22 protein-coding genes are annotated in these 24073 nt (G+C 44.5%); 10 read left to right on the forward strand and 12 right to left on the reverse strand.

Going from position 1 to position 24073, the window contains the following annotated elements; genetic code table 11:
• Positions 1 to 157 precede the first annotated feature (157 nt).
• The 5 genes from J7649_RS06015 to J7649_RS06035 all read right to left on the reverse strand — a co-directional run bounded on the left by J7649_RS06015 (position 158) and on the right by J7649_RS06035 (position 6443).
• Positions 158 to 865, reverse strand: coding sequence for a GntR family transcriptional regulator (locus J7649_RS06015; protein WP_044111563.1), 708 nt, complete (start codon positions 863 to 865; stop codon positions 158 to 160).
• A gap of 11 nt (positions 866 to 876) precedes the next feature.
• Complete coding sequence (gene uca, locus J7649_RS06020) at positions 877 to 4476, reverse strand: urea carboxylase (RefSeq protein ID WP_219309837.1); 3600 nt, start codon at positions 4474 to 4476, stop codon at positions 877 to 879.
• Positions 4477 to 4543: 67 nt separating this feature from the next.
• Positions 4544 to 4810, reverse strand: a complete 267-nt coding sequence (locus tag J7649_RS06025; protein WP_114541605.1) for a hypothetical protein — start codon at positions 4808 to 4810, stop codon at positions 4544 to 4546.
• A 358-nt stretch (positions 4811 to 5168) separates the two neighbouring features.
• A complete protein-coding gene (locus tag J7649_RS06030; protein WP_219309840.1) occupies positions 5169 to 5759 on the reverse strand; it encodes a hypothetical protein in 591 nt (196 codons plus the stop codon).
• A gap of 201 nt (positions 5760 to 5960) precedes the next feature.
• Entirely contained in the window at positions 5961 to 6443 is a 483-nt protein-coding gene (locus J7649_RS06035; RefSeq protein WP_219310061.1) for a VOC family protein, read from the reverse strand.
• A 431-nt stretch (positions 6444 to 6874) separates the two neighbouring features.
• Between J7649_RS06035 and J7649_RS06040 the strand changes: the two genes are divergently transcribed.
• The gene (locus J7649_RS06040; protein WP_191111932.1) at positions 6875 to 7456 is read left to right on the forward strand and encodes a 5-formyltetrahydrofolate cyclo-ligase; all 582 of its coding nucleotides are present in this window, start codon (positions 6875 to 6877) and stop codon (positions 7454 to 7456) included.
• Between the two features lie 147 nt (positions 7457 to 7603).
• Positions 7604 to 10030 (forward strand): endopeptidase La, encoded by a 2427-nt coding sequence (gene lon, locus J7649_RS06045; protein WP_085064793.1) that lies wholly within the window; start codon positions 7604 to 7606, stop codon positions 10028 to 10030.
• Positions 10031 to 10102: 72 nt separating this feature from the next.
• On the opposite strand, the gene J7649_RS06050 is transcribed toward lon, so the two are convergent.
• Complete coding sequence (locus J7649_RS06050) at positions 10103 to 11035, reverse strand: M28 family peptidase (protein ID WP_086043997.1); 933 nt, start codon at positions 11033 to 11035, stop codon at positions 10103 to 10105.
• Between the two features lie 167 nt (positions 11036 to 11202).
• On the opposite strand from J7649_RS06050, the gene rlmH reads away from it, so the two are divergent.
• From rlmH to J7649_RS06065, 3 genes are all read left to right on the forward strand, one after another.
• Entirely contained in the window at positions 11203 to 11685 is a 483-nt protein-coding gene (rlmH, locus tag J7649_RS06055) for a 23S rRNA (pseudouridine(1915)-N(3))-methyltransferase RlmH (RefSeq protein ID WP_004646335.1), read from the forward strand.
• A 110-nt stretch (positions 11686 to 11795) separates the two neighbouring features.
• Positions 11796 to 12572 (forward strand): DODA-type extradiol aromatic ring-opening family dioxygenase, encoded by a 777-nt coding sequence (locus J7649_RS06060; RefSeq protein WP_219309841.1) that lies wholly within the window; start codon positions 11796 to 11798, stop codon positions 12570 to 12572.
• A 127-nt stretch (positions 12573 to 12699) separates the two neighbouring features.
• Positions 12700 to 13473 (forward strand): META and DUF4377 domain-containing protein, encoded by a 774-nt coding sequence (locus J7649_RS06065; protein ID WP_219309842.1) that lies wholly within the window; start codon positions 12700 to 12702, stop codon positions 13471 to 13473.
• A 70-nt stretch (positions 13474 to 13543) separates the two neighbouring features.
• On the opposite strand, the gene gdhA is transcribed toward J7649_RS06065, so the two are convergent.
• A complete protein-coding gene (gene gdhA, locus J7649_RS06070) occupies positions 13544 to 14887 on the reverse strand; it encodes an NADP-specific glutamate dehydrogenase (RefSeq protein ID WP_219309843.1) in 1344 nt (447 codons plus the stop codon).
• A gap of 349 nt (positions 14888 to 15236) precedes the next feature.
• On the opposite strand from gdhA, the gene J7649_RS06075 reads away from it, so the two are divergent.
• Both J7649_RS06075 and nth read left to right on the forward strand, forming a co-directional pair.
• Positions 15237 to 16028: an RnfABCDGE type electron transport complex subunit B gene (locus J7649_RS06075; RefSeq protein WP_219309844.1), complete on the forward strand. Its 792-nt coding sequence runs from the start codon at positions 15237 to 15239 to the stop codon at positions 16026 to 16028.
• A gap of 3 nt (positions 16029 to 16031) precedes the next feature.
• Positions 16032 to 16745: an endonuclease III gene (nth, locus tag J7649_RS06080; protein ID WP_219309845.1), complete on the forward strand. Its 714-nt coding sequence runs from the start codon at positions 16032 to 16034 to the stop codon at positions 16743 to 16745.
• A gap of 114 nt (positions 16746 to 16859) precedes the next feature.
• On the opposite strand, the gene J7649_RS06085 is transcribed toward nth, so the two are convergent.
• From J7649_RS06085 to J7649_RS06100, 4 genes are all read right to left on the reverse strand, one after another.
• Complete coding sequence (locus J7649_RS06085; RefSeq protein ID WP_004279489.1) at positions 16860 to 17072, reverse strand: hypothetical protein; 213 nt, start codon at positions 17070 to 17072, stop codon at positions 16860 to 16862.
• An 88-nt stretch (positions 17073 to 17160) separates the two neighbouring features.
• Positions 17161 to 17820 (reverse strand): adenylate kinase, encoded by a 660-nt coding sequence (gene adk / locus J7649_RS06090; RefSeq protein ID WP_004279488.1) that lies wholly within the window; start codon positions 17818 to 17820, stop codon positions 17161 to 17163.
• Between the two features lie 75 nt (positions 17821 to 17895).
• Complete coding sequence (locus J7649_RS06095; protein ID WP_004279487.1) at positions 17896 to 19212, reverse strand: DUF445 domain-containing protein; 1317 nt, start codon at positions 19210 to 19212, stop codon at positions 17896 to 17898.
• 65 nt (positions 19213 to 19277) lie between these two features.
• Positions 19278 to 19796: a hypothetical protein gene (locus J7649_RS06100; protein WP_004279486.1), complete on the reverse strand. Its 519-nt coding sequence runs from the start codon at positions 19794 to 19796 to the stop codon at positions 19278 to 19280.
• Positions 19797 to 20034: 238 nt separating this feature from the next.
• Between J7649_RS06100 and mrdA the strand changes: the two genes are divergently transcribed.
• On the forward strand, positions 20035 to 22086 hold the full coding sequence (gene mrdA, locus J7649_RS06105; RefSeq protein WP_219309846.1) for a penicillin-binding protein 2: 2052 nt from the start codon (positions 20035 to 20037) through the stop codon (positions 22084 to 22086).
• A 2-nt stretch (positions 22087 to 22088) separates the two neighbouring features.
• Positions 22089 to 22646 carry a 16S rRNA (guanine(966)-N(2))-methyltransferase RsmD gene (rsmD, locus tag J7649_RS06110; protein ID WP_184412523.1) on the forward strand — a complete coding sequence of 186 codons (558 nt, stop codon included), beginning with the start codon at positions 22089 to 22091 and terminating at the stop codon, positions 22644 to 22646.
• A gap of 87 nt (positions 22647 to 22733) precedes the next feature.
• On the opposite strand, the gene J7649_RS06115 is transcribed toward rsmD, so the two are convergent.
• Positions 22734 to 22946 carry a hypothetical protein gene (locus tag J7649_RS06115; protein ID WP_005104632.1) on the reverse strand — a complete coding sequence of 71 codons (213 nt, stop codon included), beginning with the start codon at positions 22944 to 22946 and terminating at the stop codon, positions 22734 to 22736.
• A 316-nt stretch (positions 22947 to 23262) separates the two neighbouring features.
• Between J7649_RS06115 and J7649_RS06120 the strand changes: the two genes are divergently transcribed.
• On the forward strand, positions 23263 to 23997 hold the full coding sequence (locus J7649_RS06120) for a sulfite exporter TauE/SafE family protein (RefSeq protein WP_004730222.1): 735 nt from the start codon (positions 23263 to 23265) through the stop codon (positions 23995 to 23997).
• Positions 23998 to 24073: the final 76 nt, after the last annotated feature.

Consider the following 24073-nt stretch of genomic DNA (forward strand, 5'->3'; position numbering starts at 1 on the left):
CATTTTTATCTCTTGTTATTATCATCCTCAACTTACTTTAAAAAACAATTTGAGATGCCACTAGCGGGTTCTTGTTTTTTCTGGTTATGAATTGGTTATCAATTTTAAGTCAGGTCTGATATTTTTCTTGCTATAAAATAAATTTATCCTGATTAACTTACGCAGGACTAGAGGATAACATTTCCAGTGTAATTTTTTTCACCTCATTACGGCTGTGCCGGATATGGGCATCCAATATAGAGAGACAGAACGCTGCATCTTGTGCAAGTAATCCCCTTAAAATCTGTTGATGTTCGGCATAGGTGGCCTCAATCCGATAATCTTTGGAAAAATCCAGACGGCGTATGATGCGAATTTTCTCGCTGATCTCACTGTGAATTTTCGCCATTTCTGCATTGCCGGCTGCAAATACCAAATGACAATGAAATGCTTCATCTTGTGCAGATAGCTCCCTGAGATCATAGACATACTGTTCTGGTTGAACACACCAGGTTTGAATCAAAACAGCTAGGGCAACCTGCAACTGGTCTTTGGGCATTAGACACAGTTGTTCGACTGCATAACATTCCAGCAAAATTCGCAGATCATATAACTCTTCATAGGCTTTAAAGTTTAGTGGCCGGACCTTCCAGCCACTTCTAAACTGAACGTCCACATAGCCTTCCTGCTGCAAACGATACAAAGCTTGCCGAATAGGTGTACGGCTGACGGCATAGCTTTCAGCAATTTCCGATTCGGTAAACCGCTCTCCCGGCATCAGTTTAAAGTCAAAAATATCATTTTTAATTTTCTGGAGAACCAGCTCAGACAGATTGTCTGAGCTTTTTCCGGTCGCTTTAGTACTTGGATTGCGAACAATAGTCATGGCTCACTCCATTACTCCATATAGACCAGTGGCTCACCACTATGCACGGTCTGACCAGAACGGCAGATAATCGCTTTAACGATACCATCATCGTCAGCATAGACCGGCAGTTCCATTTTCATGGCTTCAATGATGGCCACCGTGTCGCCTTTTTTCACAATCTGCCCCGCTTCTACAAAAATCTTCCAGATATTGCCGGTCATAGAGGCGTTGAGAGGGACATACTGGCTGTAATCGGTGTCATCCTGCAGCACTTCTATTTCTACAGGTGCATCAAACTCGTCTTTCCAGCGTTCTACCTCGGCACTAAAAGCAGCCTGCTGCTGCGCTTTAAAGGTGGCAATGCTGTCCTGTTCTGCAGCAAGGAAATCCTGATATGCTGCAAAGTCAAACTCGCATTCCTCAATTTTGATTTCTGCCAGACCATGGGCGAAATCAGCACGGAACTGATCCAGTTCGGCCTCAGTGACCTCATAATATTTAATCTGGTCAAAAAAGCGTAAGAACCATTGCTGATCGCCAAACTGCTTGTTCTTTTTAAACTTATTCCAGATCGGTACGGTACGGCCAATCAACTGATAGCCACCCGGTGAGTCCATGCCATAAATACACATATACATGCCACCAATCCCGACTGTACCTTCAGCGGTAAAAGTACGGGCCGGATTATATTTGGAACTCAGTAAACGGTGGCGCGGATCAATGGGCACTGCACAAGGTGCAGTCAGATATACATCACCTAGCCCTAAAATCAGATAATTGGCATCAAAAATGATGTCCTTGACCTGCTGGCGGTGACTTAAACCATTAATCCGCTGAATAAAATCAATATTATTCGGTAACCATGGCGCTTTGGCACAAACGCTTTCCTGATAACGTTCCACCGCACCTAGAGTCGCTGAGTCCTCAAAGGCCATAGGCAAATGGATAATTCTTGAAGGAATTTTAATGTCACGCAGATCGCCCATCTGTTCTTCAAGACCAAGCAGGAAGTGAATCAGTTGCTGCTGGCTACATTGCAGACCATCATATTTAATCTGCAAGGATCGCACACCAGGTGACAATTCCAGGATACCCTCAAGATCAGCTTTACGGATCAGTTGCATTAATCGGTGTACGCGCAGGCGCAGGGCCAAATCCAGTACGTTGTCACCATATTCCAGTAAGATATAACTGTCACCGGCCTGACGATATACAGCTTTTGGTGCATCTGGCGTAGCTTCACGCAGTGCCAGGATACTTTCTGCCTGAACTGCAACAACTTCAGCCTCGTGAGTCATCTCTGCCTTGGCAAAGTTTTGGAGGGTTTGAATTTGCTGCCGCTCCAGTGCATTGGCCTGCTCTATCGAGATTGGATAGAAGCTAATCGTGTCATCAGCTTTCAGTTGACCAATTTTCCAGAGTTCAGCTTTGGCAATGGTCACCGGACAGACGAAACCACCCAGGCTCGGACCATCTTTGGCAAGGATTACGGGGAAGTCACCGGTAAAGTTGATTGCACCAATGGCATATTCACAGTCATGTACATTGGATGGATGCAGTCCCGCTTCACCGCCATTTTCACGCGCCCAGCTTGGCGTCGATCCAATTAAACGGATACCCAACCGGTTCGAGTTAAAATGTACTTTCCAGCTTGATGCAAAAAACTCCTCAATATATTTAGCTTTAAAGAAATCAGGTGCTCCATGTGGACCATAGAGCACACCAATTTTCCATTCCTTACCATAACTTGGAATCAGATCTGTTGCCAAAGCTTCAGGTTCTGCAATCGCCAAAGGTAGACCATCAGCTGGCAGGTCAGGATTCACCATCTTAACCATGTCACCAGCCCGTAACACTCGGCCTGCATGTCCACCAAAATTACCTAAAGCAAAGGTAGAACGGCTACCTAAGTATTCCGGTACATTCAGACCATTTCGTACGGCCAAGTAGGTCCGGCAGCCGGATTCCACCTGTCCGATTTTTAGGGTTTGTCCTGCTTTTACCTGAATAGGCTGCCAGAAATTTACTGCTTCATCATCCAGACTTACCGGACAAGGTGCGCCAGTTAAAGCAATGATATTGTCTGCATGAAACTTGAGGGTCGGACCTTGCAGGGTAAATTCGAACCCGGCGGCTGCCTCGGCATTCCCGACAATTTTATTGGCCAGCCGGAAGGCATAATCATCCATTGGGCCTGAAGGCGGTACACCAATATCCCAATACCCGACACGACCTGGATAATCCTGAATCGAACTTTGTGTACCCGGCTGAATCACCTCAATCACATTCGGCACATATCTGAAATCATCCAGCATGCGTGTCCAGATTTGCATTTGCTCAAAACGCGGATCTGAAATAACAGTATGCACATAATCCAGATTGGTACTAATACCATTCAGGCGAGTTTCAGCCAAAACTGATTTAAGCGTACGAATGGCAGTATTCCGATCTTCAACATGCACAATAATCTTGGCAACCATCGGATCAAAATATTGGGAAATTTCAGTACCGGTACTCACCCAGGTATCAACCCGGACATTTTCCGGAAAAAAGACATCGGTCAAAATACCCGGACTCGGCTGGAAATTCTTGACTGGATCTTCTGCATAGATTCGTACTTCAATCGCTGCACCCTGAGGCTGAATACTGCTTAGATGCTGCCAATCCAGAGTATCACCTGCTGCGATTTTCAACATGCATTCGATAAGGTCTAAACCAGTCACCATTTCAGTGACAGGATGTTCCACCTGCAAACGGGTATTCACTTCAAGGAAATAAAACTCGTCATGCACTGCATCATAAATAAACTCAACCGTACCGGCACTGCGATATTTCACCGATTTGCCCAGTTCAACTGCCGCCTGATGCAGTTTTTGACGGGTTGCTTCAGGTAAATGAGCCGCTGGGGTTTCTTCCACGACTTTCTGATTACGGCGCTGCAATGAGCAGTCGCGTTCGCCCAAAGCCACCACCTGTCCCTGTCCATCTCCAAAAATCTGAACTTCGACATGACGGGCTTTATCGATAAAGCATTCCAGAAATACTCCGGCATCTTTAAAGAACTGCTCACCCAGACGTTTTACACTTTCATAAGCCTCCTGAAGTGCATCTGCATCATCACAACGGGTCAAGCCAATTCCGCCACCGCCTGCTGTACTTTTCAGCATAATCGGATAGCCAATTTTTTCAGCTTCTGCCAAAGCTTCGTCCAGACTATTTAGCAGACCTGTACCGGGAGTCATGGGTACATTGGCAGCTGCAGCAAGTTCACGGGCACGATGTTTTAAACCAAACTCCAGAATCTGTTCAGCTGTGGGTCCCATGAAAGCAATGCCATTTTCTTCGCAGGCACGAGCAAAATCAGCACTTTCTGACAGAAAACCATAACCTGGGAAAATTGCTTCAGCCCCGGTATTCTTGGCTGCAGCAATCAGTTTTTCAATACTTAAATAGGTATCACTCGGTTTGGTGCCTTCTAAGGACACTGCAATATCTGCATCAATCACATGCTGTGCATAACGGTCCGTTTCTGAATAGACGGCTATACTGGTTACGCCCATTTTTTTTAATGTGCGAATGGCACGAACGGCAATTTCGCCCCGGTTTGCAATCAGTACAGTTTTAAACATGTGAATCCCCTTTTATTCTCTCTATTTTTTGAATCTGCTGAATGGATCTGTTTCGTTTTTTTCTGATTCAGCTGCTGCATATAAACCCGCTATCGACTATGTTCACTGCTCTCTGTCGTAGCCTTTGATGCATACCTTCCGCAAATACAGCTTTTTTAAATGCATCGATTTTTGTTTGAATAAGATATGCAGCAGTCCTAACCGAAATCCAGGCAGGTTCATTCCCCTCAAGTCGGGCAATGAATTGAGCCAAGTTATTCAGTGGAAGCATTTTTTGCTGATCGGCATCGCGGCATGCTGGGACTGTCCAGCCGATCATTTTCTGATGAAGCATTCTGCATCCAACCTTGTATCCAAGTTTGAATACAGTTATGCAGAACTTATGCCAGTTTAATTTTTATTTTATTTTCAATATATTAACAAAATTTAAGATGTATAAATTGGGAAGAATTTCATTGGATGGTTGTTTTTGGTTCAGCCTGTTTTCAATTCAGTGCAAAAATTATTCTGCAACTCATATTGTATAATCTGCATCATCTCAACTTTTGCAATGCTCATATAAAAGCCCATCTGTTGATGAGCTTCTAAGTGAACTATTCTATTTGTAGCTTAGTACAGTCATAAAAATTGAGTGTATTAAATACCTGAATTGAAAGGTTTGAATCAGCGTGTATTCGTCATTACGGTATTCACTATTTCACCGGGATCATTAAGTGCTGATAAGGCGTCCCAGACCACATGACATAGGGCAAAGCGGTATCCGGTTGCTTATGCTTAGGATACATATCATAGAAACGAGCTTCAGCACCGACGATCATGACATGGGGACCTGTTTTGACCCAATGATTGCCCGCACTAGGCTTCTTGGCATAGGGATCAACATTACTGGCATCCGTACCACCTGCCAGCATATACATAAAGCCTACTTTCCCGACTGTGGGCGGTTTATGTCCCATCCAGGCCTCTGCCCATTCTAGAGCGGCCTGATCCATACACATTGGGTCTGGACCTGGCGTAGTCGGATTATCAGGCATACAGGTAAACCCATTATTGCCCTTGCGCAAGGTACGCATTTTGCCATCTGCACCGACAGCGACAATCGTGGCCGCAGCGGCTACTTTTTTAGGTGCGGCAGTCATGGCACTTGCAATGGCTTTCTTATCAGCGGCAGAGGAAGCTGCACCTGAGCTAGCTTTGCCCGACATGGGCGGTTCAACGGCTAAAGCGGCAGGTGCAGACAGGGCGACCCATCCCGCCATAAACAGTAATTGAGGAAAATTCATGGCACATTCTCCTTGAATCATCATGAAGAAATTGGATTTAGGTTCAAATCAAGTTGGATTGATCTGAAATTTTTGTAACGGATCCTTATAGAGTTGAGGGATAATTTGAGTTGATAAAAAGAAAGGAGAAGATTTAACTATTGCAGTAAAATTGCGCTACACAGCAATATCAACTCGAATGAAAGACAATATCTTTGGCGCTTAACCATGAAATGCCGCTTCGATCACGGAGATGTCAATTTTTTTCATGGTCATCATCGCATTAAATGCGCGCTTGGCCGCAGCGCGGTCAAGACTGTTACAGGCGTTGATGAGGACCACTGGCATAATCTGCCAGGAAATGCCCCACTTGTCTTTACACCATCCACACTCACTTTCCTGACCACCATTGCCAATAATGGCATTCCAGTAACGGTCTGTTTCTTCTTGGTCTTCAGTCGCCACCTGAAATGAAAATGCTTCATTGTGTTGAAAGTCAGGGCCACCATTCAGTCCAATGCAGGCAACGCCCATCACCGTAAATTCAACGGTGATAACATCGCCTTCTTTTCCGGAGGGATAATCTCCGGGTGCAAGATTGATCGCGCCAACTGAGGAGTCTGGAAAGGTTTCTGCATAAAATCGTGCTGCACCTTCGGCATCGTCATCGTACCAAAGGCAGATGGTATTCTTCGCAATATTCATCATCTTCAATCTCCATTGATTTAGGTCTTACGCGTTCTGCCTAAGTCCAATGTGTCCCATATATCGGTCGAGAATAGTTATATGATCCCTTGTCTATCTTTCACCAAAAACAGAATAAACCTACTTTAGAATTGTATTTTTATTGATCGAAAGCTGTTTCAAAGTGCTTAAACTCATGCATTTCCAGAGTTTGTCACTGAACAATTGATTGCTTGGAAAATCGTGAATCAAAAAAAATAAATTGACCGTTTCAACACATTTTAACAACCAGTGATGCAACTGTTTTTTAACTTTGAAACTGGTGACAAATTAGCTAAATTTAAATCAGCAGATACGGAATAATATAAAATTGCAGCTTACAATTATTTTTTACTTTTCCAGAATTCCCACTTAGACTAGAGCACAAATTTGTTGCATATGCTTTTTGCCCTATGACCATTCAGGAATTAAGAAGATACCTTCGTAAAACGCGTCGTCATCTCTCTAAATTTGAGCAAAGGCAGTCCGCACAAAAAGTCTTAAACCGCCTGATCCGCAGTCCAGAATTTATTCATGCCCAACGTATTGGCCTGTATTTGCATGCTTTTGGGGAGATTCAGACCCAATCGATTATTGAACGCTGTTTTAAACTGGGCAAACAGGTGTATCTACCAGCGATTTGCGACATGAATCAGCAGCTGGTCTGGATTCGAATCAGTCAGCATCAATATCATAACAAGCGCTTTGCTCATCATCGGCTGGGTATGCGCGAGCCCATGAGCACTCGTGGTGTGCATGTTTCCAAACTGGATCTATTGCTCATGCCACTGCTGGCCTGTGACACTTCAGGCACCCGGATTGGGATGGGCGGCGGTTTTTATGATCGAACCTTGGCTTCTGCGCCCGGGCGTCCATTTCGTCTGGGGCTGGCACATGACTTTCAACTGCTGGCACAGCCGTTAAAACGTGAAACATGGGATCAGCCCCTTGATGCTTTAATCACCCCGACAATTTTTATAAAGTTCAAACGATAATTTTGTAATTTTACCCTTGCTAACTACTTTAAAATCACATAATTAGTCATTTTTCATACAATTTAATCTTAACTGCCCTTGTATTTTTAAAATTACCCATCACTATTAAAAGCATGGCAACACCGTTGTCACTCATTAGGAGTGCTCATGTCTGAAATTATTATGAATCAAGAAACCTTAGAGCCTCAGGTTCCAAGTGTACTACCCCTTTTGGCGCTGCGTGATGTGGTGGTTTATCCGCATATGCAAATTGCGCTGTTTGTCGGTCGTGAAAAATCGATCAATGCAGTTGATGTGGCTCGTAACAGTGACAATCTAGTATTTGTAGTTGCGCAAAAAGATTCGCTTACAGAAGAAATTGATCACGACAATTTATATCAATACGGTACTGTCGCGAAGATTGTGCAAGTTGTGAATCACGAAAATGATGAAAACTGTATTAAAGTCCTGATTGAAGGCCTGCATCGTGCCAAACTGAAAACCATCATTGACGAAACTGAGTATCTGACAGCAGAGCATGAACTCAGCCCAATGACGGTGAGCGTCGATGCAGATACCCAAGCTGTGCGCTTGCAGGAATTACGTGCGCTTTTCGCTCAATATGCAGAAGCGAAACTTCGTAATGCGCGTGAACTGATCACCGCAGCCAACAAAATTGAAGATCTATTACAGTTATTGTTCTTCGTCGCAACCCGTGTTCCATTGAATATTGATGTCAAACAGAAATTCCTGGAACATGACGAATTCGAAGCGCATTTGACTGAGTTGATGACTTATCTATTGCAACAGTCTGAAGAACAACAGATTGAGCAAACCCTGCATGACTCTGTTAAACGTCAGATGGAAAAGAACCAGCGCGAATACTTCCTGAATGAAAAAATGAAAGTCATTCAGCGCGAGCTTTCTGATATGAACGGCGGCGCGGAAGATGATGTCGCTGAAATTGAAAAACGTCTTGCTGAAGCAGATTTGCCTGAGCATGTACGCAAGAAAGCTGAAAACGAGTTCCGCAAGCTGAAAACGATGCAGCCTGCTTCGAGTGAAGCTGCTGTGGTACGCAACTATCTGGAAGTGATTCTAGATACACCGTGGAATAAAGCCAGCAAAGTCAGCATTAACCTGAACAAAGCACAGGAAATTCTGGATGCAGACCATTATGGTCTGGACGATGTCAAAGATCGCATTGTGGAATATCTGGCAGTTCAGTCTCGTGTGAAAAAATTGCGTGGTCCGATTCTGTGTTTGGTTGGTCCTCCAGGTGTCGGTAAAACTTCACTCGGTGAATCAATTGCTAAAGCAACTGGTCGTGAGTTCGTGCGTATGGCGCTGGGCGGCGTACGTGATGAAGCGGAAATTCGCGGTCACCGTCGTACCTATATCGGTGCGATGCCAGGTAAAATTGTGCAGTCATTGACTAAAGTGGGCGTAAAAAACCCGTTATTCTTGCTCGATGAAATCGACAAGATGGCGCAAGACTACCGTGGCGATCCGGCTTCTGCGATGCTTGAGGTACTTGATCCATCACAGAACAACAAGTTCAGCGATCACTATCTGGATCTTGATCTGGACCTGTCTGAAGTAATGTTTATCTGTACTGCAAACAGCATGAACATTCCTGAGGCCCTGCTAGACCGTATGGAAGTGATTCGTCTTCCGGGTTATACCGAAGAAGAGAAAGTCAATATTGCGGACCGCTACCTTGTTCCTAAAGCCATCAAGAACAATGGTCTACGTGCCAAAGAGTTGACCGTGCATGAAGAAGCAATTCGTGACATCGTGCGTCGTTATACGCGTGAAGCCGGTGTTCGTAACCTTGAACGTGAAGTGTCAAAAATTGCACGTAAAGTGGTGAAAGAGGCTGTTAGCAAGAAATCTAAAAACCTTCAGGTTGAAGTGACCGCAGCGAATCTTCCAGAATACTTAGGTCCACATAAATTTGACTACGGTATGGCGGAAGAAGAAGCGCAAATCGGCCGTGTAAATGGTCTGGCTTGGACTTCTGTTGGTGGTGAATTACTGACCATTGAAGTTGCAGCAGTACCAGGTAAAGGCAAGTTCATTACCACCGGTTCTCTTGGCGATGTCATGAAAGAATCGATTACTGCTGCAATGACTGTAGTGCGTACCCGTGCGGATGAACTCGGTATCGAAGCCTCGCGCTTTGAAGAAACTGACGTGCATGTGCATTTACCTGAAGGCGCAACACCGAAAGATGGCCCATCAGCAGGTTTGGCTTTGACTACAGCATTGGTATCTGCTTTTACGGGTATCCCGATTCGTCCGGATATCGCAATGACAGGTGAAACTAGTCTGGGCGGCCGTGCACTGCGTATCGGTGGCTTGAAAGAAAAACTGCTTGCAGCCCATCGTGGTGGCATCAAGTTGGTGTTCATTCCACAGGAAAACGTACGTGACCTGGCGGAAATTCCAGAAAATGTGAAAGAAGGTCTAGAAATCAAAGCCGTGAAATCGATTGATGAGATTTTACCGCTGGCACTGACCTCTTTGCCAAAAGCTCTGGTTAAAGCACCCATTGTAAAAACCAAAGAAGAAGCTAAAGCAGCGCGTCATTAAGACCTGATGCTTCGTATAAAAAACCCTGCTTCGGCAGGGTTTTTTATTGAGTTATTGAATAAAACAACTGAATTATGGCTGTAGTGCCATCGTAACCAATCCATCAATCACATGAGTCATCTTGTTCAGATCAAGCTTGTCGAGGGTATCCAATTCGGTATTGTAATAAGGATTACGATAACTCGCAGTATCGGTAATCAGCATGGTCGAATAGTTGAATTTGGCATAATTCAGATAGCCCGAGAAATTCATATCCTGAGCAAAACTTGGGCTGACAAAGCGTTGACATTCCAGACGGTTAAAACGCTGCATGGCATCACAATAATCTCCAGTCAGGCCAGTTGAGGCTAAATGCCCAATGGCTGCAATGAAATTGCCATGTCGTGGATAAATCCATTTTAATCCCACCGGATAGCTCTGCACCTGATGTTCATCAAAATAACCAATCGAATCCAGAATCACCACGCCCTCAATTTTCTGCTTCTGCTTTTTTAAAGACTTGGCATGCATATAACTGCCCATATGTTCTGTCTTGAAAAAAGGCGGCTCTTCAAGCGTATAGAAAGCAAATTCGACATCATGTTTGAGCTTGGATTTTTGCAGGGCCAGTAATCTTGCAGTTTCCAGTAAACCCGCTACCCCTGAGGCATTATTATCAGCACCGTTTCGGGCACTAAAGACATCATAATGTGCCCCCATCACCATCTTGGTTTTGGCTTGAGTATCCAAACTACAGATGACATTTCGGTAACTCAGGTTATTGACCACATAAACCTGAAACTGGCATGGAATACCAAAGCGCTGCATCTGCCCTTTGATCCAGGCAGATACCCGATTCAGCTCTTTTAGATTTTTATAATTTCGGTATTCATCGACACTCATGATCTGGCTAAAAAATAATTCCAGATGAGAGACCTGAGCATTTTTGCTCGAATTGGCTGCACACAGACTAGGCCCCATGAGGCCTATCAGTAATAGCAGCACAGTACAACATCCTTTTATCATGACACTGTTCCGCATTTATTATTATTCCATTCCTTTATCAAGCGGATACTTGAACTAAGGACATTAAAGCAACACTAAATCTCTCATTTCAATTTCAATTTGTTTCCCTGCTCAACTTCATGTTGTTTGATCGTTATAATGAGGTATCCAATTATTGATCTGTCTGTATGAAAATCCGTATCCTGACCATTGGTCAAAAAATGCCAGCGTGGGTGCTGACTGGTTTTGAAGATTATTTCAAACGTATTCAGCCTTTTGTACAGACCCAGATTATTGAACTGCCGATGGCCAAGCGCGGGAAAAATGATTCTGAAGCGGATATTCTGAAATACCGCAATATTGAGGGCGACAGCATTTTAAATGCGCTCAAGCAGAATGAAACCCTGATTGCACTAGAAGTGGGCGGACGCGAATTCAGTACCGAGAAACTGGCTGAAACCATGAAAGGCTGGATGCTGGAAGGCAATGATGTAGCACTTGCAATTGGTGGACCGGATGGTCACTCAGAAGCCGTGCGTAAAGCTGCTGCATGGCACTGGTCACTTTCCAAGTTAACTCTGCCGCATCCACTGGTACGTGTCATGCTGATCGAGCAGCTCTATCGTGCTATGAGCATCAATAATAATCATCCTTATCATCGGGCAGGCTAATGATTTTGCTAAAGCGTTCTTTATATGCAACGTTTTGTTGAATAATCTCCCCTGCTCTTATTTCTATTTTTCATGCATTATTGAGGCATCTTCTAGATGTGGTTTGACTTATGAACTTACAAACGTTGCCCGGCTTATTTATTTCTCATGGCTCTCCTATGCTGGCGCTGAATCCTGAGCAAGTGGGTCCTGCCTTGCATCGTTTGAGCGAAAATCTGCCACGCCCGGAAGCGATTATTGTGATGTCTGCGCACTGGGAAAGTGAGGCGCTGGAAGTCAGTAGCGCAATTCGCCCAGAAACCTGGCATGATTTTCGTGGTTTCCCGCCTGAACTGTATCAATTACGCTACCCTGCACCGGGAAATCCTGAACTGGCCGAGAAAGTCTTAGGCTTGCTGGCCAATGCCGGCTTTTCTGCACATGCCAACAGTACCCGTCCGCGTGATCATGGTGTATGGATGCCGCTGCTACATATGTATCCAGATGCCAACATTCCCGTGGTAGAAATTTCCTTACCCATGTCGATGAGCGCGGATGAGATTTATCAGATTGGTCAAAGTCTTGCACCTTTACGTGAACAGCAAATCCTTCTGATTGGTTCGGGCAGTATTACCCATAATTTACGTGAACTGTCTTGGGATGGATCGGCTGCTGATGTACCCGAATGGGCCTCAGGCTTCCGTAATTTTGTGGTGCATAAACTGACGCATAGCGATTATGACGCGGTCCTGGACTGGTCCAATATTCCGCATATGGCACGGAATCATCCAACGTTAGAACATTTTGCTCCGATTTTCTTTGCGATGGGTACAGGTCAGCGCTTTAGTCTGGTACATAGCAGTTTCACCATGGGTTCACTCGGCATGGATATTTACCGCTTCGATTAATCTTGCTTCAGCGCTAAAATCTTAATGATGGATACATTTTGCAACTCAAAGCTGCGAAATGTATCCATATTTTTTCGCAATACATCCATTATTATTGTTTGAACTTTATATACTTCATTATAAGTCCATGAAATTAAAATTTATTGTGCTGGCATTATTGCCTTTAACTTTTGCAGGCTGTCAGTCCAGTGATATTCAACGAGCTGGAGATCTTGCGGTGGCCACCATCCAACAAAAAAATGCAGATCAGATTCTTCCAGCCTATTACTGGGAACTGAATCGTGGACTAGAACGACCCGTTGTACTGAGTTTCAACGCTCAAGGCCGGCTGAGCGCCGTGACGGGCTGTAATGGACTCGGGACGACCTGGTCAGTCAAAAACAATATCATCACCACCAGCGAAGTTATAGGGACTGAAATGGCCTGTGATGCAGCATTGATGGAGCAGGAACGTTTTGTCAGCCAACTTTTACAGAAGCGTGACATTCCTTTTACGCTCAATACCACAGATCCTGACAAGCCGACCCTAACGTTGATGGCCGCAAATGGTCAAACCTATGAATTTATCGGGAAAATGACTCCGGAAACCAAATACCAAGGACAGGCTGAAACAATTTTTCTGGAAATTTCCCCCGATACCAAACAATGTACCGGCGTAACCCAACAAAGCTGCTTGCAAGTCAAAGAAGTGAAATATGATCAGAATGGCCTGAAAACTCAGGTCGATAAGGACTGGACTTTATTCTATGATCAGATTGAAGGTTTTCGGCATTCACCAAATGAACGGCAGATTATTCGGGTCAAACGTTTTGAAATTAAGCATCCGGCAGCTGATCAATCGAAATATGCCTATATTTTTGATATGGCGGTTGAGCGTGAATTAGTTAAGGGTGCTCTTTAAGGCTAAAAATACCAAATATAAAAAAACCGGGGCAACAGCCCCGGTTTTTTCAGCTTAGACTAAGTCAGACTTAGAATACGCCTTGAGCAAGCATTGCATCAGCAACTTTTACGAAGCCAGCAATGTTCGCACCGTCAACATAGTTCACAGTACCGTCTTCTTTCGTACCGAATTTTACGCAGTTGCGGTGAATTTCTTTCATGATTGCGTGTAAGCGCTCGTCAACTTCTTCGAAAGTCCAGCCTAAACGCAATGCGTTTTGAGACATTTCCAGACCAGAAGTTGCCACACCACCTGCATTTGATGCTTTACCTGGTGCATAAAGAATTTTCGCTTCAACGAATTTCTCAACTGCTTCAAGTGTAGAAGGCATGTTCGCGCCTTCAGCCACACAGATTACACCGTTTGCAAGAAGCTGAGCAGCGTCGTCTGCATCAAGTTCGTTTTGAGTCGCACATGGCAATGCGATATCACACTTGATACCCCAAGGACGTTGTCCTTCAAGATATTCGAAACCGTGTTTAGAAGCGAATTCTGAAATACGGCCACGTTTTACATTTTTAAGTTCCATGACTTCAGCAAGAAGCGCCTCAGTGAAACCGTCTTTAACGTAAACTGTACCGGCAGAGTCAGAGAGTGAAACCACTTTCGCACCGAGGTACATTGCTTTTTCAGCAGCATATTGCGCAACGTTACCAGAACCTGAAATCGCAACGACTTTATCTTTGAAGCTTTCGCCACGAGACTTGAGCATTTCCTCAGCGAAATACACAGTACCGTAACCCGTTGCTTCCGGACGTGCCAATGAACCACCGAAAGTTAAACCTTTACCAGTGAATACACATGCCGTATCGTTACTTAATTTTTTCATCATGCCGGCCATGTAGCCCACTTCACGACCGCCTACACCAATATCACCTGCAGGGATATCTGTGTTCGCACCAAGGTGACGATACAGCTCGATCATTAAAGCCTGGCAGAAACGCATGATTTCGCCTTCTGATTTGCCTTTAGGGTCAAAATCAGAACCGCCTTTACCGCCACCCATAGGAAGTGTGGTTAAAGCATTTTTAAATGTTTGCTCAAAGCCTAAGAATTTTAGGATTGAAAGATTCACTGAAGGGTGGAAACGCATACCACCTTTAAATGGACCGATCGCTGAGTTGTACTGTACGCGGAACGCACGGTTTACTTGAGTCTGACCTTGGTCATCTACCCAAGAAACTCGGAACTGGATCGCACGTTCTGGCTCAACTAGACGTTCTAGTAAACCATGTGCTGCGTATTGTGGGTTCTTTTCAATGAACGGCCACAAACTGGTCATCACTTCTTCTACAGCTTGAAGAAATTCTGGTTGATGTGCATCACGTGATTTTACGTAATCTAGGAACTCATTAAGTGTGTTGTATTTCAACGCTTAATCCTCAGCAGAAAATGGATCAAAATTGGTCAAATTTACAATCAATGTTAAATTTTGGCGCAAAATATTAAATATCTTTTGTAACTAATCTACAATACTTTTTTTGAAAATACTTTAAAATTAATTTGATAACAAATATTTATATTGATTATGAAAATTTTTTCTATGTCAGGAAATGCCAATCGAATCAAGGCTTACATTCAGATTTATGCCTAATAATAAGGCACAAGTTGACCCTTAATTGCGCACGACTTAGGAGTTTAAAAATATGTTAAAATTGATGAATCGACATATTTTGTTTCACTTACTCTCTCATGCTTGCCATGAGTAACGCTGGTTATACATGAATTCGCCCATTTCTCTGGTCCAATCGATTGACGCTTTACTCCCTCAAACCCAATGTGGACTCTGCGGTCACCGTGACGGATGTTTACCTTATGCCCAGTCGATTGCTGAGGGTGAAAATGCCAATAAATGTGTGCCGGGCGGACAGCCTGTTGCCGATGCTTTGGCTAGATTATTAAATCGCCCTAAACTTGTGGCAGAAGAAAGTGTCTGGCCAGTTCAAGCCGATGGTCGTCCTCAGCGCATCAAAGCCGTAATTCGTGAAGATGAATGTATTGGCTGTACCAAATGTATTAGCGCCTGCCCAGTCGATGCAATTATTGGTTCTGGTAAACTAATGCATACCATTCTGACCGACCTATGTACCGGCTGTGAGTTATGTATTCACCCTTGTCCGGTAGACTGCATCGATCTGGTTGAAGATCAACAACCCTTGCCGACTGAAGCTCAGCGTCTTGCTGAACAGGATAATCTGCGTCAGCGTTACTATGCGCACATCCAGCGTGAAGAAAAACGGCGTACCGATCGTAAGGGACCTGTGGTCCGTGCAGAAATCGATACTGCCCTGTTTGCCCGTTTCTCAGCTTTAAATGAGCAACTTCCTGTGATTGAAGTCGCGAGCAAGCCAGAGAATGCGCCTGTATCACTTGATTCCAAGACCACGATTGAACTGGCAAAACTACGTACCCAAATTAAAAAACTGGAAAAACAGCTTTCGGTTCGTGAAAATGCCCGAAAACGTACCCAACTGGAAGAACTGACACAGCAATTACAGGCTTTACAGGGATAGAACATGACCACAGCAAAGGCCAAGCCCGTTAAAAACATGACCAAAAAGCAGATTCAGACCTTTTTTGAACGCCTGCGTGAACAGCGTCCCAATCCGAAAACCGAACTAAATTATTCTAGTCCTTTTGAATTGCTGGTCGCGGTCACGCTCTCTGCTCAAGCCACCGATGTCAGCGTCAACAAAGCCACAGACAAACTCTTTCCAGTCGCCAATACACCGGAAGCCATTTATGCGCTAGGTGTGGACGGCTTGAAGGAATATATCAAGACCATTGGTTTATATAACTCAAAAGCGGTCAACGTGATTAAGGCCTGCGAGATGCTGATTCAGAAGCACAACAGCATCGTACCGGATAATCGTGCGGATCTTGAAGCCCTGCCGGGTGTAGGTCGTAAAACGGCGAATGTGGTACTGAATACGGCCTTTGGTCAGCCGACCATGGCGGTTGATACCCATATTTTCCGGGTAGGTAACCGTACCGGACTGGCGGTAGGTAAAAATGTGCTGGAAGTTGAACACCGTCTGGTCAAAGTCATTCCTCAGGAATTTATTATTGATTCACATCACTGGCTGATTTTACACGGTCGTTATACCTGTATTGCGCGCAAACCGAAATGTCATGAATGTGTGGTATCCGATGTGTGTAACTGGCCGGACCGATTCGAGTTTGGTGCAGCCCGCTCGATTGCAGTAAAAAATTTAGATGTTACTGAATAGAATAGTGCGATTAAGCTGGGATAAAAAGGTGACCAATGTGTCACCTTTTTATCGACTATGAGAAGAGTGCTTTTCGTTCAAACCAAATTCTTAGCTGAGCTGAACTATTATGGATTATTTATCCTGATCTTGTTCAGCCTTTTCCTGCTGCTTGCGCTGTTCAAGTTCGGCTTGTAATTTTGGATGGAGCTGGCGCTCAGGTCGCTTTGCTGCATTTTCAGCACGTTCTTCCTGACGTACTTTGTTGAGCATTTTAAAACTGAAATAGAACAGACCTACCAATACTGCCAGAAAGACTACCATCAACACCAATACGCCAAATTTCATAGCAACAAGTACCCTGTTCAAATACGCAATAAAAAAGAGCCCTAATATGACTTAGGGCTCTCCGATTGTCAAAATCATCGTCAGCCGATTATTTTGCCTGATCCAGAATCGCGAAAAGATCAGTTTGAACTTCATCGATTGGACGTAAACCATTTAGCTTGTCATAAGTTGGTGCATTTTCACCAGACGCTGCACGGCCTTGGTAGAAACCAACCAGTTGCTCGGTTTCAGTATGGTAAGAACCTAGACGCTTACGAATGGTTGCTTCCTGGTCATCAGGACGTTGAACCAGATCTTCACCCGTTTCGTCATCTTTACCTTCCACTTTTGGCGGGTTGTAAACGATGTGATAGACACGGCCAGATGCAGGATGCTGACGACGGCCAGAAAGACGTTGTACGATTTCTTCATCTGGTACATCAATTTCAATCACGTGATCAATTGCAATGCCTTCTTTTTCCAAGGCTTCTGCTTGAGGAATGGTACGCGGGAAACCATCAAAAATGCAGCCGTTTACACAGTCAGGTTGCGCAATGCGCTCTTTCACCAGACCAATGATCAACTCATCAGAAACCAAACCGCCATTGTCCATGACACTTTTAGCTTGTAGACCTAATTCAGTTCCTTCACGAATTGCAGCACGGAGCATATCACCGGTTGAAATTTGTGGGATATTGTAGCGCTTACAGATCAACTGAGCTTGTGTACCTTTACCTGCTCCAGGTGGTCCGAGTAAGATAATGCGCATATATAAACATCCTCATTTAAACAATATGTATGACGCCACGACCACAATCACCCGATTGTGTCCCCCGACATCTCATTATAAGAAAGCCACAAACAAATGGATTAAACCCGCGACAAAACCGGTTACCCCACCCAATAAAATCAGAATCCATTCATCTTCCTGAAATGCAGGACGTAAAAGATTCTGAAACTCCTTCGGAGTCAACTCACGTATGCGGTCTCTAAACATTTGATAGATTTTCTGTGCACGGCTCGCATTAAATGCTGGGTCGCATACAGGTACCATCGTAATTTCAATCGAGCGATCGATCAAGTCCGTCTTGAGTTTTGCATACTCTTTTGGTCCTAAAGACAGCTGTAAAGAGGTCCGAACCAGGGGTGTTTCCATAATTTCATTAATATGACGTTTGATAATGCGGCGGGTTTTGTCTTTTCTGCCGCCATACATCATCTCGGTCATGATCGATTTTAACGTAATCAGGTCTTCTGTGACTACACTTGCGAAGACGTCAGAGACTTCATCCTGACGTTTCATAAATGCGCCTTGTATGTTATAGGTGCCGATACGAGGAATCACCGGCTTAATCCACGGAAACTTGCGATTTGTGGTACGGGCAAAGAATTGCGGGTACTTTACTGGGTGTGGATAGAGTGGGTTGAATACCATCCAGATCGCGATCCAGTTGGTCAAAAAGCCCCAGATGGCCGCCCAGAACGGTACAGTCCAGTGCCACGGCACTACAAACCAGACAATCATCTGGAAAATCCCAAAGAACATCCCGATGAGGGCACTGATATGCCAGATAAAATTGATCTCTTTTTGACCCACCTTCAGGAACATACGCACCATCAAGCGACGGTCGCCTTCCATCTGGCTCACTACCATTTCACGCATATCTACAAGTGACTCGACGTTCATGGTCAGCTCAGTCACTAATTCACGCAAAATTGCCGGCATTTGTTTTTGTGCTTGTGCATAAATTCTGCGTTTGATGGCAAAAGGCAGGTTTTCCCAGAGCACCGCATTGCGATCCATCATGACTTCATCAATCAGATGTTCCAGTTCGAAACCGACCTGCTCGCCAATGATGCGTGCCATATCATCCGGATCCATCGCCTGTAAAAATTCGCGGATAGAGCCTAATTTTGACAGTGTGTTATCGGTAATAATGCCTGAAATACGTCCAGCTTTGCGTGGCACAATCCCTTGCCAGCCCACAGGTAAAGGCCCGAGATGGAAACCCCAAAAATTGATCGGATAAAAGACCATTTTCAGCGCCATCCAGACGTGAGCCCAGGTTACAAATGCAGTCACTGGAATAATGCTGAGCACGGCCCAAAAATCCGGGCGGTTTACAAAGGTTTGCCACAACTCGTTGACGTACTCAAGCATGCATAACTTCCATATTTAATTTTTTGTTCACAGAATACACATATTAATAAGGTCGAATATTTTGTCTATAAACCGATACTTAAAGTATAGGAAAATTGTAGCCGAGGTTCTGTTTCAGCCACAGCACGACCATTTCGGTCTTCGAGTTTCTCTCCGGCACCGATCCCGATACTAAAACTGCTGATCCGTTCTGAACTAAGCAAAACATAGGCCAAATCAACGCCAGCACCTAAACGGCCTTCATACTCGCCATCAACCTGTTTGCTGTCGATATGACCGGCATAAACCCCGACATAATAACCATTTTTGTCTTTGCCGGTGAGGTGTGCTGGATAACGAAAGCCTGCCTGACCGCCAATCGTACGATCATCATCCAGAAAAACACCACCTTTCACATAAGCAATCCCATAAGGGTTCACCCATTCGGTATTTAAATGCAGTAATTTCTGGGTAAAACCAACACCCACATTAAAGGCTTTTGCCTGAGCAGGCTCTATTTTGGTTGCAGTATTATTAATCTGATCATGTGCATAAGCCCCGTTCGCCCACAATGCAAACGCTAACAAAGGGTAAACCTTGTTCATTCCTTCACCATCTTCCTTAATTATAGTTTTTAGTATAGTCCTATTTTTATTAGATTTTACTCTAGCAGAATTATCACAACTCTTATATACAGCACTTTACAATTTTAATGTCTGCAAAGTCAAAGCTTAAAGGAACTGATTGTAAGGGCAGTTTTTCATTATCAAATCAAGTGCAGTTGCGTTAGAATACTCCACTTTGATTCTTTTCTACCACTCTCAGGTCTTAAGTCGATCGCGTATGAAGCAGCACTTTCCTTTAAAAAATGCACAACAAGAAAAGCGCATCTATCGCAGTCGAGTCTTGATTTCCATGGGGATTGTCATTTTCTTTATGCTGCTGCTGGTCAGCCGCTATGCCTATTTGCAACTGTTCAACTTTGAAAGCTTTACTACAGCTTCTGATGAAAACCGGATTCGTCTGCAACCCCTCCCCCCAGCGCGCGGTTATATTTATGACCGAAACGGCGTTCTGCTGGCCGATAACTATCCGGTATTTACTGCCACTTTAAGTCGTGCCGACGTACAGGATATCGATCAAACGCTCGAACGCCTCAAACCGATTCTGGAACTGACCGAAGAAGACCTGGAACGCTTTCAAACCCGGATTAAAACAGCACGTAAAACCGAACGGGTTTCAATCAAGCTCAACCTGAATGAAAATGATATTGCCCGTTTCAGTGAAGTGAAATATCAATTTCCGGGCGTGAATATTGAAACCCAGATGACCCGCTACTATCCGCATGGTGACCTGTTCGCACATGTGATTGGTTATGTCGGTCGGATTAATGACAAAGAACTGAAATCAATTGATAAGGATCTCTATGCTGGAACCAACCTGATCGGAAAAATCGGTGTAGAAAAATCTTATGAAAAACTTTTACATGGTGTGCCGGGAAATGAATCGGTAGAAGCAGATGCCTTTGGTAATGTGCTGCGTCATTTGGGCCGTAAAGATCCGGTACGTGGTAATGATCTATTCCTGTCACTGGATTACGGCTTGCAGGTAGTCGCTTCGGAGCAACTGGCCGGGCGTCGTGGCGCGATTGTGGCGATGAATCCCAAAACCGGGGAAATTCTGGCGCTGGTCTCCAGTCCAAGTTTTAACCCGAATCTGTTTGTGACTGGGATTAGCACCAAAGATTATTCCTACTTACGTGATAACCTTGATCAGCCGCTATATAACCGGGCGGTTCAAGGAACTTATCCTCCAGGTTCGACCATTAAACCGATGTTTGGCCTGGGTGGCCTTCATTATGGCCTGGTCGATTGGGATACAGCAATTTCCGATCCCGGCTATTTCACACTTCCGGGCGATTCGCATAAATTCCGCGACTGGAAAAAGTCAGGACACGGCGTAGTCAACTTGCATAAATCGCAAGTGGTCTCCTGTGATACTTATTTCTATGTCATGTCCTACCGCATGGGTATTGAAAAAATGAATACCTGGATGCGTCAGTTTGGCTTTGGGGAAAAAACCGGGGTGGACTTACCAAGTGAAAGCTCAGGACTGTATCCAAACCCGGAATGGAAAATGCGTACCCGCAAGGCCAAATGGTCACGTGGTGAAACCATTTCTGTCAGTATTGGTCAGGGTGCTTTTACTTCAACGCCATTGCAGCTGGCTATGGCCACAGCCATTACCGCCAACCATGGCAATAAAGTCATTCCCCATGTTCTGCGCGAAAGTCGCGGTGCCAAACCGTTCAAGGTGCATAATGGCACGCATGGCAAGATCGATTTTAATGGTCAGGAAGAAGACTGGATCAAAATGCGTGATGCGATGGTGGACGTAATTCAATCCGGTACAGGCCGAGGCATCAAAAGCGGCTTACAATATTCTATTGCCGGAAAAACCGGTACGGCACAGGTAAAAAGTATTGCTCAGGGCAAGCGCTATAATGAATCCTTATTGACTGACCGTCAGCTGGATCATGGCCTGTTTGTCGGTTTTGCACCTGCTGAAAATCCTGAAATCGCGATTGCAGTTATTCTGGAAAATGGTCGCGGTGGTAGTGCCGCAACGGCTCTGGCCCGTCCAATTTTTGATTACTGGTTACTGCATAAAGATAAAAATCCGGTACGCCCACAAGGCCACCAATTAAGTGGTGGTCTGATGACGGCCGGAATCAAGCCAGCTGAATTGCCAAGTGGTGCAGGCATGTTGAGTCAAGATGCAGCATCTAGTGCCGTTCCAGCCAGTGACCAGCCCGACAATGCTGCTCCGACTTCTGCAAATACGGCTGCATCTCCCGCAGCAACACCTGCTCCGACACCGGTAGAGCGAGATTAAAGATGAAAAACCAGCTTCGAATTATTGGTGGTGACTGGAAACGCCGCCAACTGCCTTTTGCCAGCATTGAAGGTTTGCGCCCGACGCCTGACCGTGTTCGGGAAACACTGTTTAATTGGCTGATGTGGGATGTACAAAATGCCCAGGTGTTGGATATTTGTGCCGGTTCTGGGGCATTGGCGTTTGAGGCATTATCGCGTGGTGCTGCATCAGTGGTGATGATTGAGCCGGATCGTACTCAGGCACAATTTCTGACCCAAAATCTGGAACTTTTAAAAGTCACCAAAGCACGTGCACAATTAAAAGTGGCTACGGCGCAGCAAGCTTTGTCTACCCTTCAGGCACAGTTTGATCTGGTTTTTCTGGATCCGCCATATAGTTTAGATTTATGGGAAGAACTCGCGCTAAAGGCAGATCCTCTGATCAAGGACAATGCCTATATTTATGTAGAAGCAGACCGTGATTTAAAATTGCTTAAATTGCCATCCTCATGGCACTTAATTAAAAATACCAAAGCCGGTACAGTTCGTGCCGGGCTTTATCAAAAAAGTATTTCTTGATTTAAATTGTTTTGAAGAGCCATTAAAAAAGGATTCCTCTGTGGAATCCTTTTTGTCATTGTAGTCAGTCAAATTTAAAGACTGTGATTAACGATCACGGCGCCAGTCGCGGTTATCTCGGTCACGTTTCCAATCCCGATGATCTTTATGGTCCTTATTTTTCCAGTCATGATCTCTGTGGTCTCGATCATAATGTCCATTACGATCTCTGTTGCCACGATAATCATCATCCCAAGGATCAACCACACAACCGGTTAATGACACAGCTAATACAGAAAGTAATATCACTTTTTTCATCATGTCCATCACCTCTTACTGCACTCTGTCAGTATCAGGCGAGTTCATGGAGAGTGAACGGAGCCATTGTTGCACTCTTGTAGAGATTTATGCATGTTTTATGCATAGCCAAACTACTATACCCCTATTTAGCTTTTATGCTTTTATGCTTTTATGCTTTTATGCTTTTATGCTTTTATGCTTTTATGCTTTTATGCTTTTATGCTTTTATGCTTTTATGAGAATTTGAACTTTCATTTGCATAAATCCAGCTAAATGGAAGCTTGGCTTTTGTTTAAATCTTGAGAATACTGCTGCCTTTGCTTATGACCTGATCTTTATGACTTGGCTGTTATTTATTCTTGGTGCAATGGTCGCAGGTTTTGTCCAGGGGCTGACCGGCTTTGCCTTTGCCCTGATCGCCATGTCTTTCTGGGTCTGGGTGCTGCCTCCGCAACTGGCCGCGCCCTTGCTGGTATTTGCCTCGATCTGGAGTCATGTGATTTCACTCAGTCAGGAAAAAAAGCAGCTAGTTTTATCTAGGCAGTTGGTGCTGCCTTATCTGATTGCTGGTCTGATTGGCGTGCCGCTGGGTACTTATCTGTTGCAGATCATTCAAGCAGATACCTTTAAGATGATCTTGGGATTTTTTCTGGTACTGTGGTGTCCGGTGATGCTATTCAATCCGCAATTCAAAACAATTCAGCATTCAGGAAAATTGACTGATAGCTGCATCGGTTTTATTGGCGGAATTTTAGGAGGACTGGGCGGTTTTTGCGGTGCCATTCCTTCGGCCTGGGTGATGTTAAAACAATTACCCAAAACCCAGCAGCGCTATATTTTACGGCACTTTAATTTTGCAATTCAGCTTTTCACGCTGGGTACTTATGTATGGCAAGGCCTGATCAATCAAAGCCATTTACCCTATATGGCCTTGCTGATTGTTTTTGTGAGTATTCCGGCAATTTTAGGCGCAAAACTATTTTATAAAATTTCGGAATTACTGTTCAAACGCATGATCTTAAGTTTACTCTTTAGTGCAGGCTGTTTTCTATTAGCGTCCCAATTCATTTAAACACAAGATCAAGCCGAGTCTGTCTTCCCCGCTAAAGCTTGAATCCGTTGAAATAACTGCTATGTTAAGGCCAATC

Source organism: Acinetobacter lwoffii (assembly GCF_019343495.1).
In the GTDB taxonomy this organism is placed as follows: domain Bacteria; phylum Pseudomonadota; class Gammaproteobacteria; order Pseudomonadales; family Moraxellaceae; genus Acinetobacter; species Acinetobacter lwoffii_P.

What these genes read in the sequence shown, in the direction of transcription:
- uca (WP_219309837.1), bottom strand. Translation starts at nt 4,476, where the DNA reads ATGTTTAAAACTGTACTGATTGCAAACCGGGGCGAAATTGCCGTTCGT.
- J7649_RS06075 (WP_219309844.1), top strand. Translation starts at nt 15,237, where the DNA reads ATGAATTCGCCCATTTCTCTGGTCCAATCGATTGACGCTTTACTCCCT.
- rlmH (WP_004646335.1), top strand. Translation starts at nt 11,203, where the DNA reads ATGAAAATCCGTATCCTGACCATTGGTCAAAAAATGCCAGCGTGGGTG.
- J7649_RS06085 (WP_004279489.1), bottom strand. Translation starts at nt 17,072, where the DNA reads ATGAAATTTGGCGTATTGGTGTTGATGGTAGTCTTTCTGGCAGTATTG.
- J7649_RS06115 (WP_005104632.1), bottom strand. Translation starts at nt 22,946, where the DNA reads ATGATGAAAAAAGTGATATTACTTTCTGTATTAGCTGTGTCATTAACC.
- J7649_RS06095 (WP_004279487.1), bottom strand. Translation starts at nt 19,212, where the DNA reads ATGCTTGAGTACGTCAACGAGTTGTGGCAAACCTTTGTAAACCGCCCG.
- J7649_RS06120 (WP_004730222.1), top strand. Translation starts at nt 23,263, where the DNA reads ATGACTTGGCTGTTATTTATTCTTGGTGCAATGGTCGCAGGTTTTGTC.
- J7649_RS06040 (WP_191111932.1), top strand. Translation starts at nt 6,875, where the DNA reads ATGACCATTCAGGAATTAAGAAGATACCTTCGTAAAACGCGTCGTCAT.
- J7649_RS06030 (WP_219309840.1), bottom strand. Translation starts at nt 5,759, where the DNA reads ATGAATTTTCCTCAATTACTGTTTATGGCGGGATGGGTCGCCCTGTCT.
- adk (WP_004279488.1), bottom strand. Translation starts at nt 17,820, where the DNA reads ATGCGCATTATCTTACTCGGACCACCTGGAGCAGGTAAAGGTACACAA.
- rsmD (WP_184412523.1), top strand. Translation starts at nt 22,089, where the DNA reads ATGAAAAACCAGCTTCGAATTATTGGTGGTGACTGGAAACGCCGCCAA.
- J7649_RS06065 (WP_219309842.1), top strand. Translation starts at nt 12,700, where the DNA reads ATGAAATTAAAATTTATTGTGCTGGCATTATTGCCTTTAACTTTTGCA.
- nth (WP_219309845.1), top strand. Translation starts at nt 16,032, where the DNA reads ATGACCACAGCAAAGGCCAAGCCCGTTAAAAACATGACCAAAAAGCAG.
- J7649_RS06100 (WP_004279486.1), bottom strand. Translation starts at nt 19,796, where the DNA reads ATGAACAAGGTTTACCCTTTGTTAGCGTTTGCATTGTGGGCGAACGGG.
- J7649_RS06060 (WP_219309841.1), top strand. Translation starts at nt 11,796, where the DNA reads ATGAACTTACAAACGTTGCCCGGCTTATTTATTTCTCATGGCTCTCCT.
- J7649_RS06035 (WP_219310061.1), bottom strand. Translation starts at nt 6,443, where the DNA reads ATGAATATTGCGAAGAATACCATCTGCCTTTGGTACGATGACGATGCC.
- J7649_RS06015 (WP_044111563.1), bottom strand. Translation starts at nt 865, where the DNA reads ATGACTATTGTTCGCAATCCAAGTACTAAAGCGACCGGAAAAAGCTCA.
- J7649_RS06050 (WP_086043997.1), bottom strand. Translation starts at nt 11,035, where the DNA reads ATGATAAAAGGATGTTGTACTGTGCTGCTATTACTGATAGGCCTCATG.
- mrdA (WP_219309846.1), top strand. Translation starts at nt 20,035, where the DNA reads ATGAAGCAGCACTTTCCTTTAAAAAATGCACAACAAGAAAAGCGCATC.
- J7649_RS06025 (WP_114541605.1), bottom strand. Translation starts at nt 4,810, where the DNA reads ATGCTTCATCAGAAAATGATCGGCTGGACAGTCCCAGCATGCCGCGAT.
- lon (WP_085064793.1), top strand. Translation starts at nt 7,604, where the DNA reads ATGTCTGAAATTATTATGAATCAAGAAACCTTAGAGCCTCAGGTTCCA.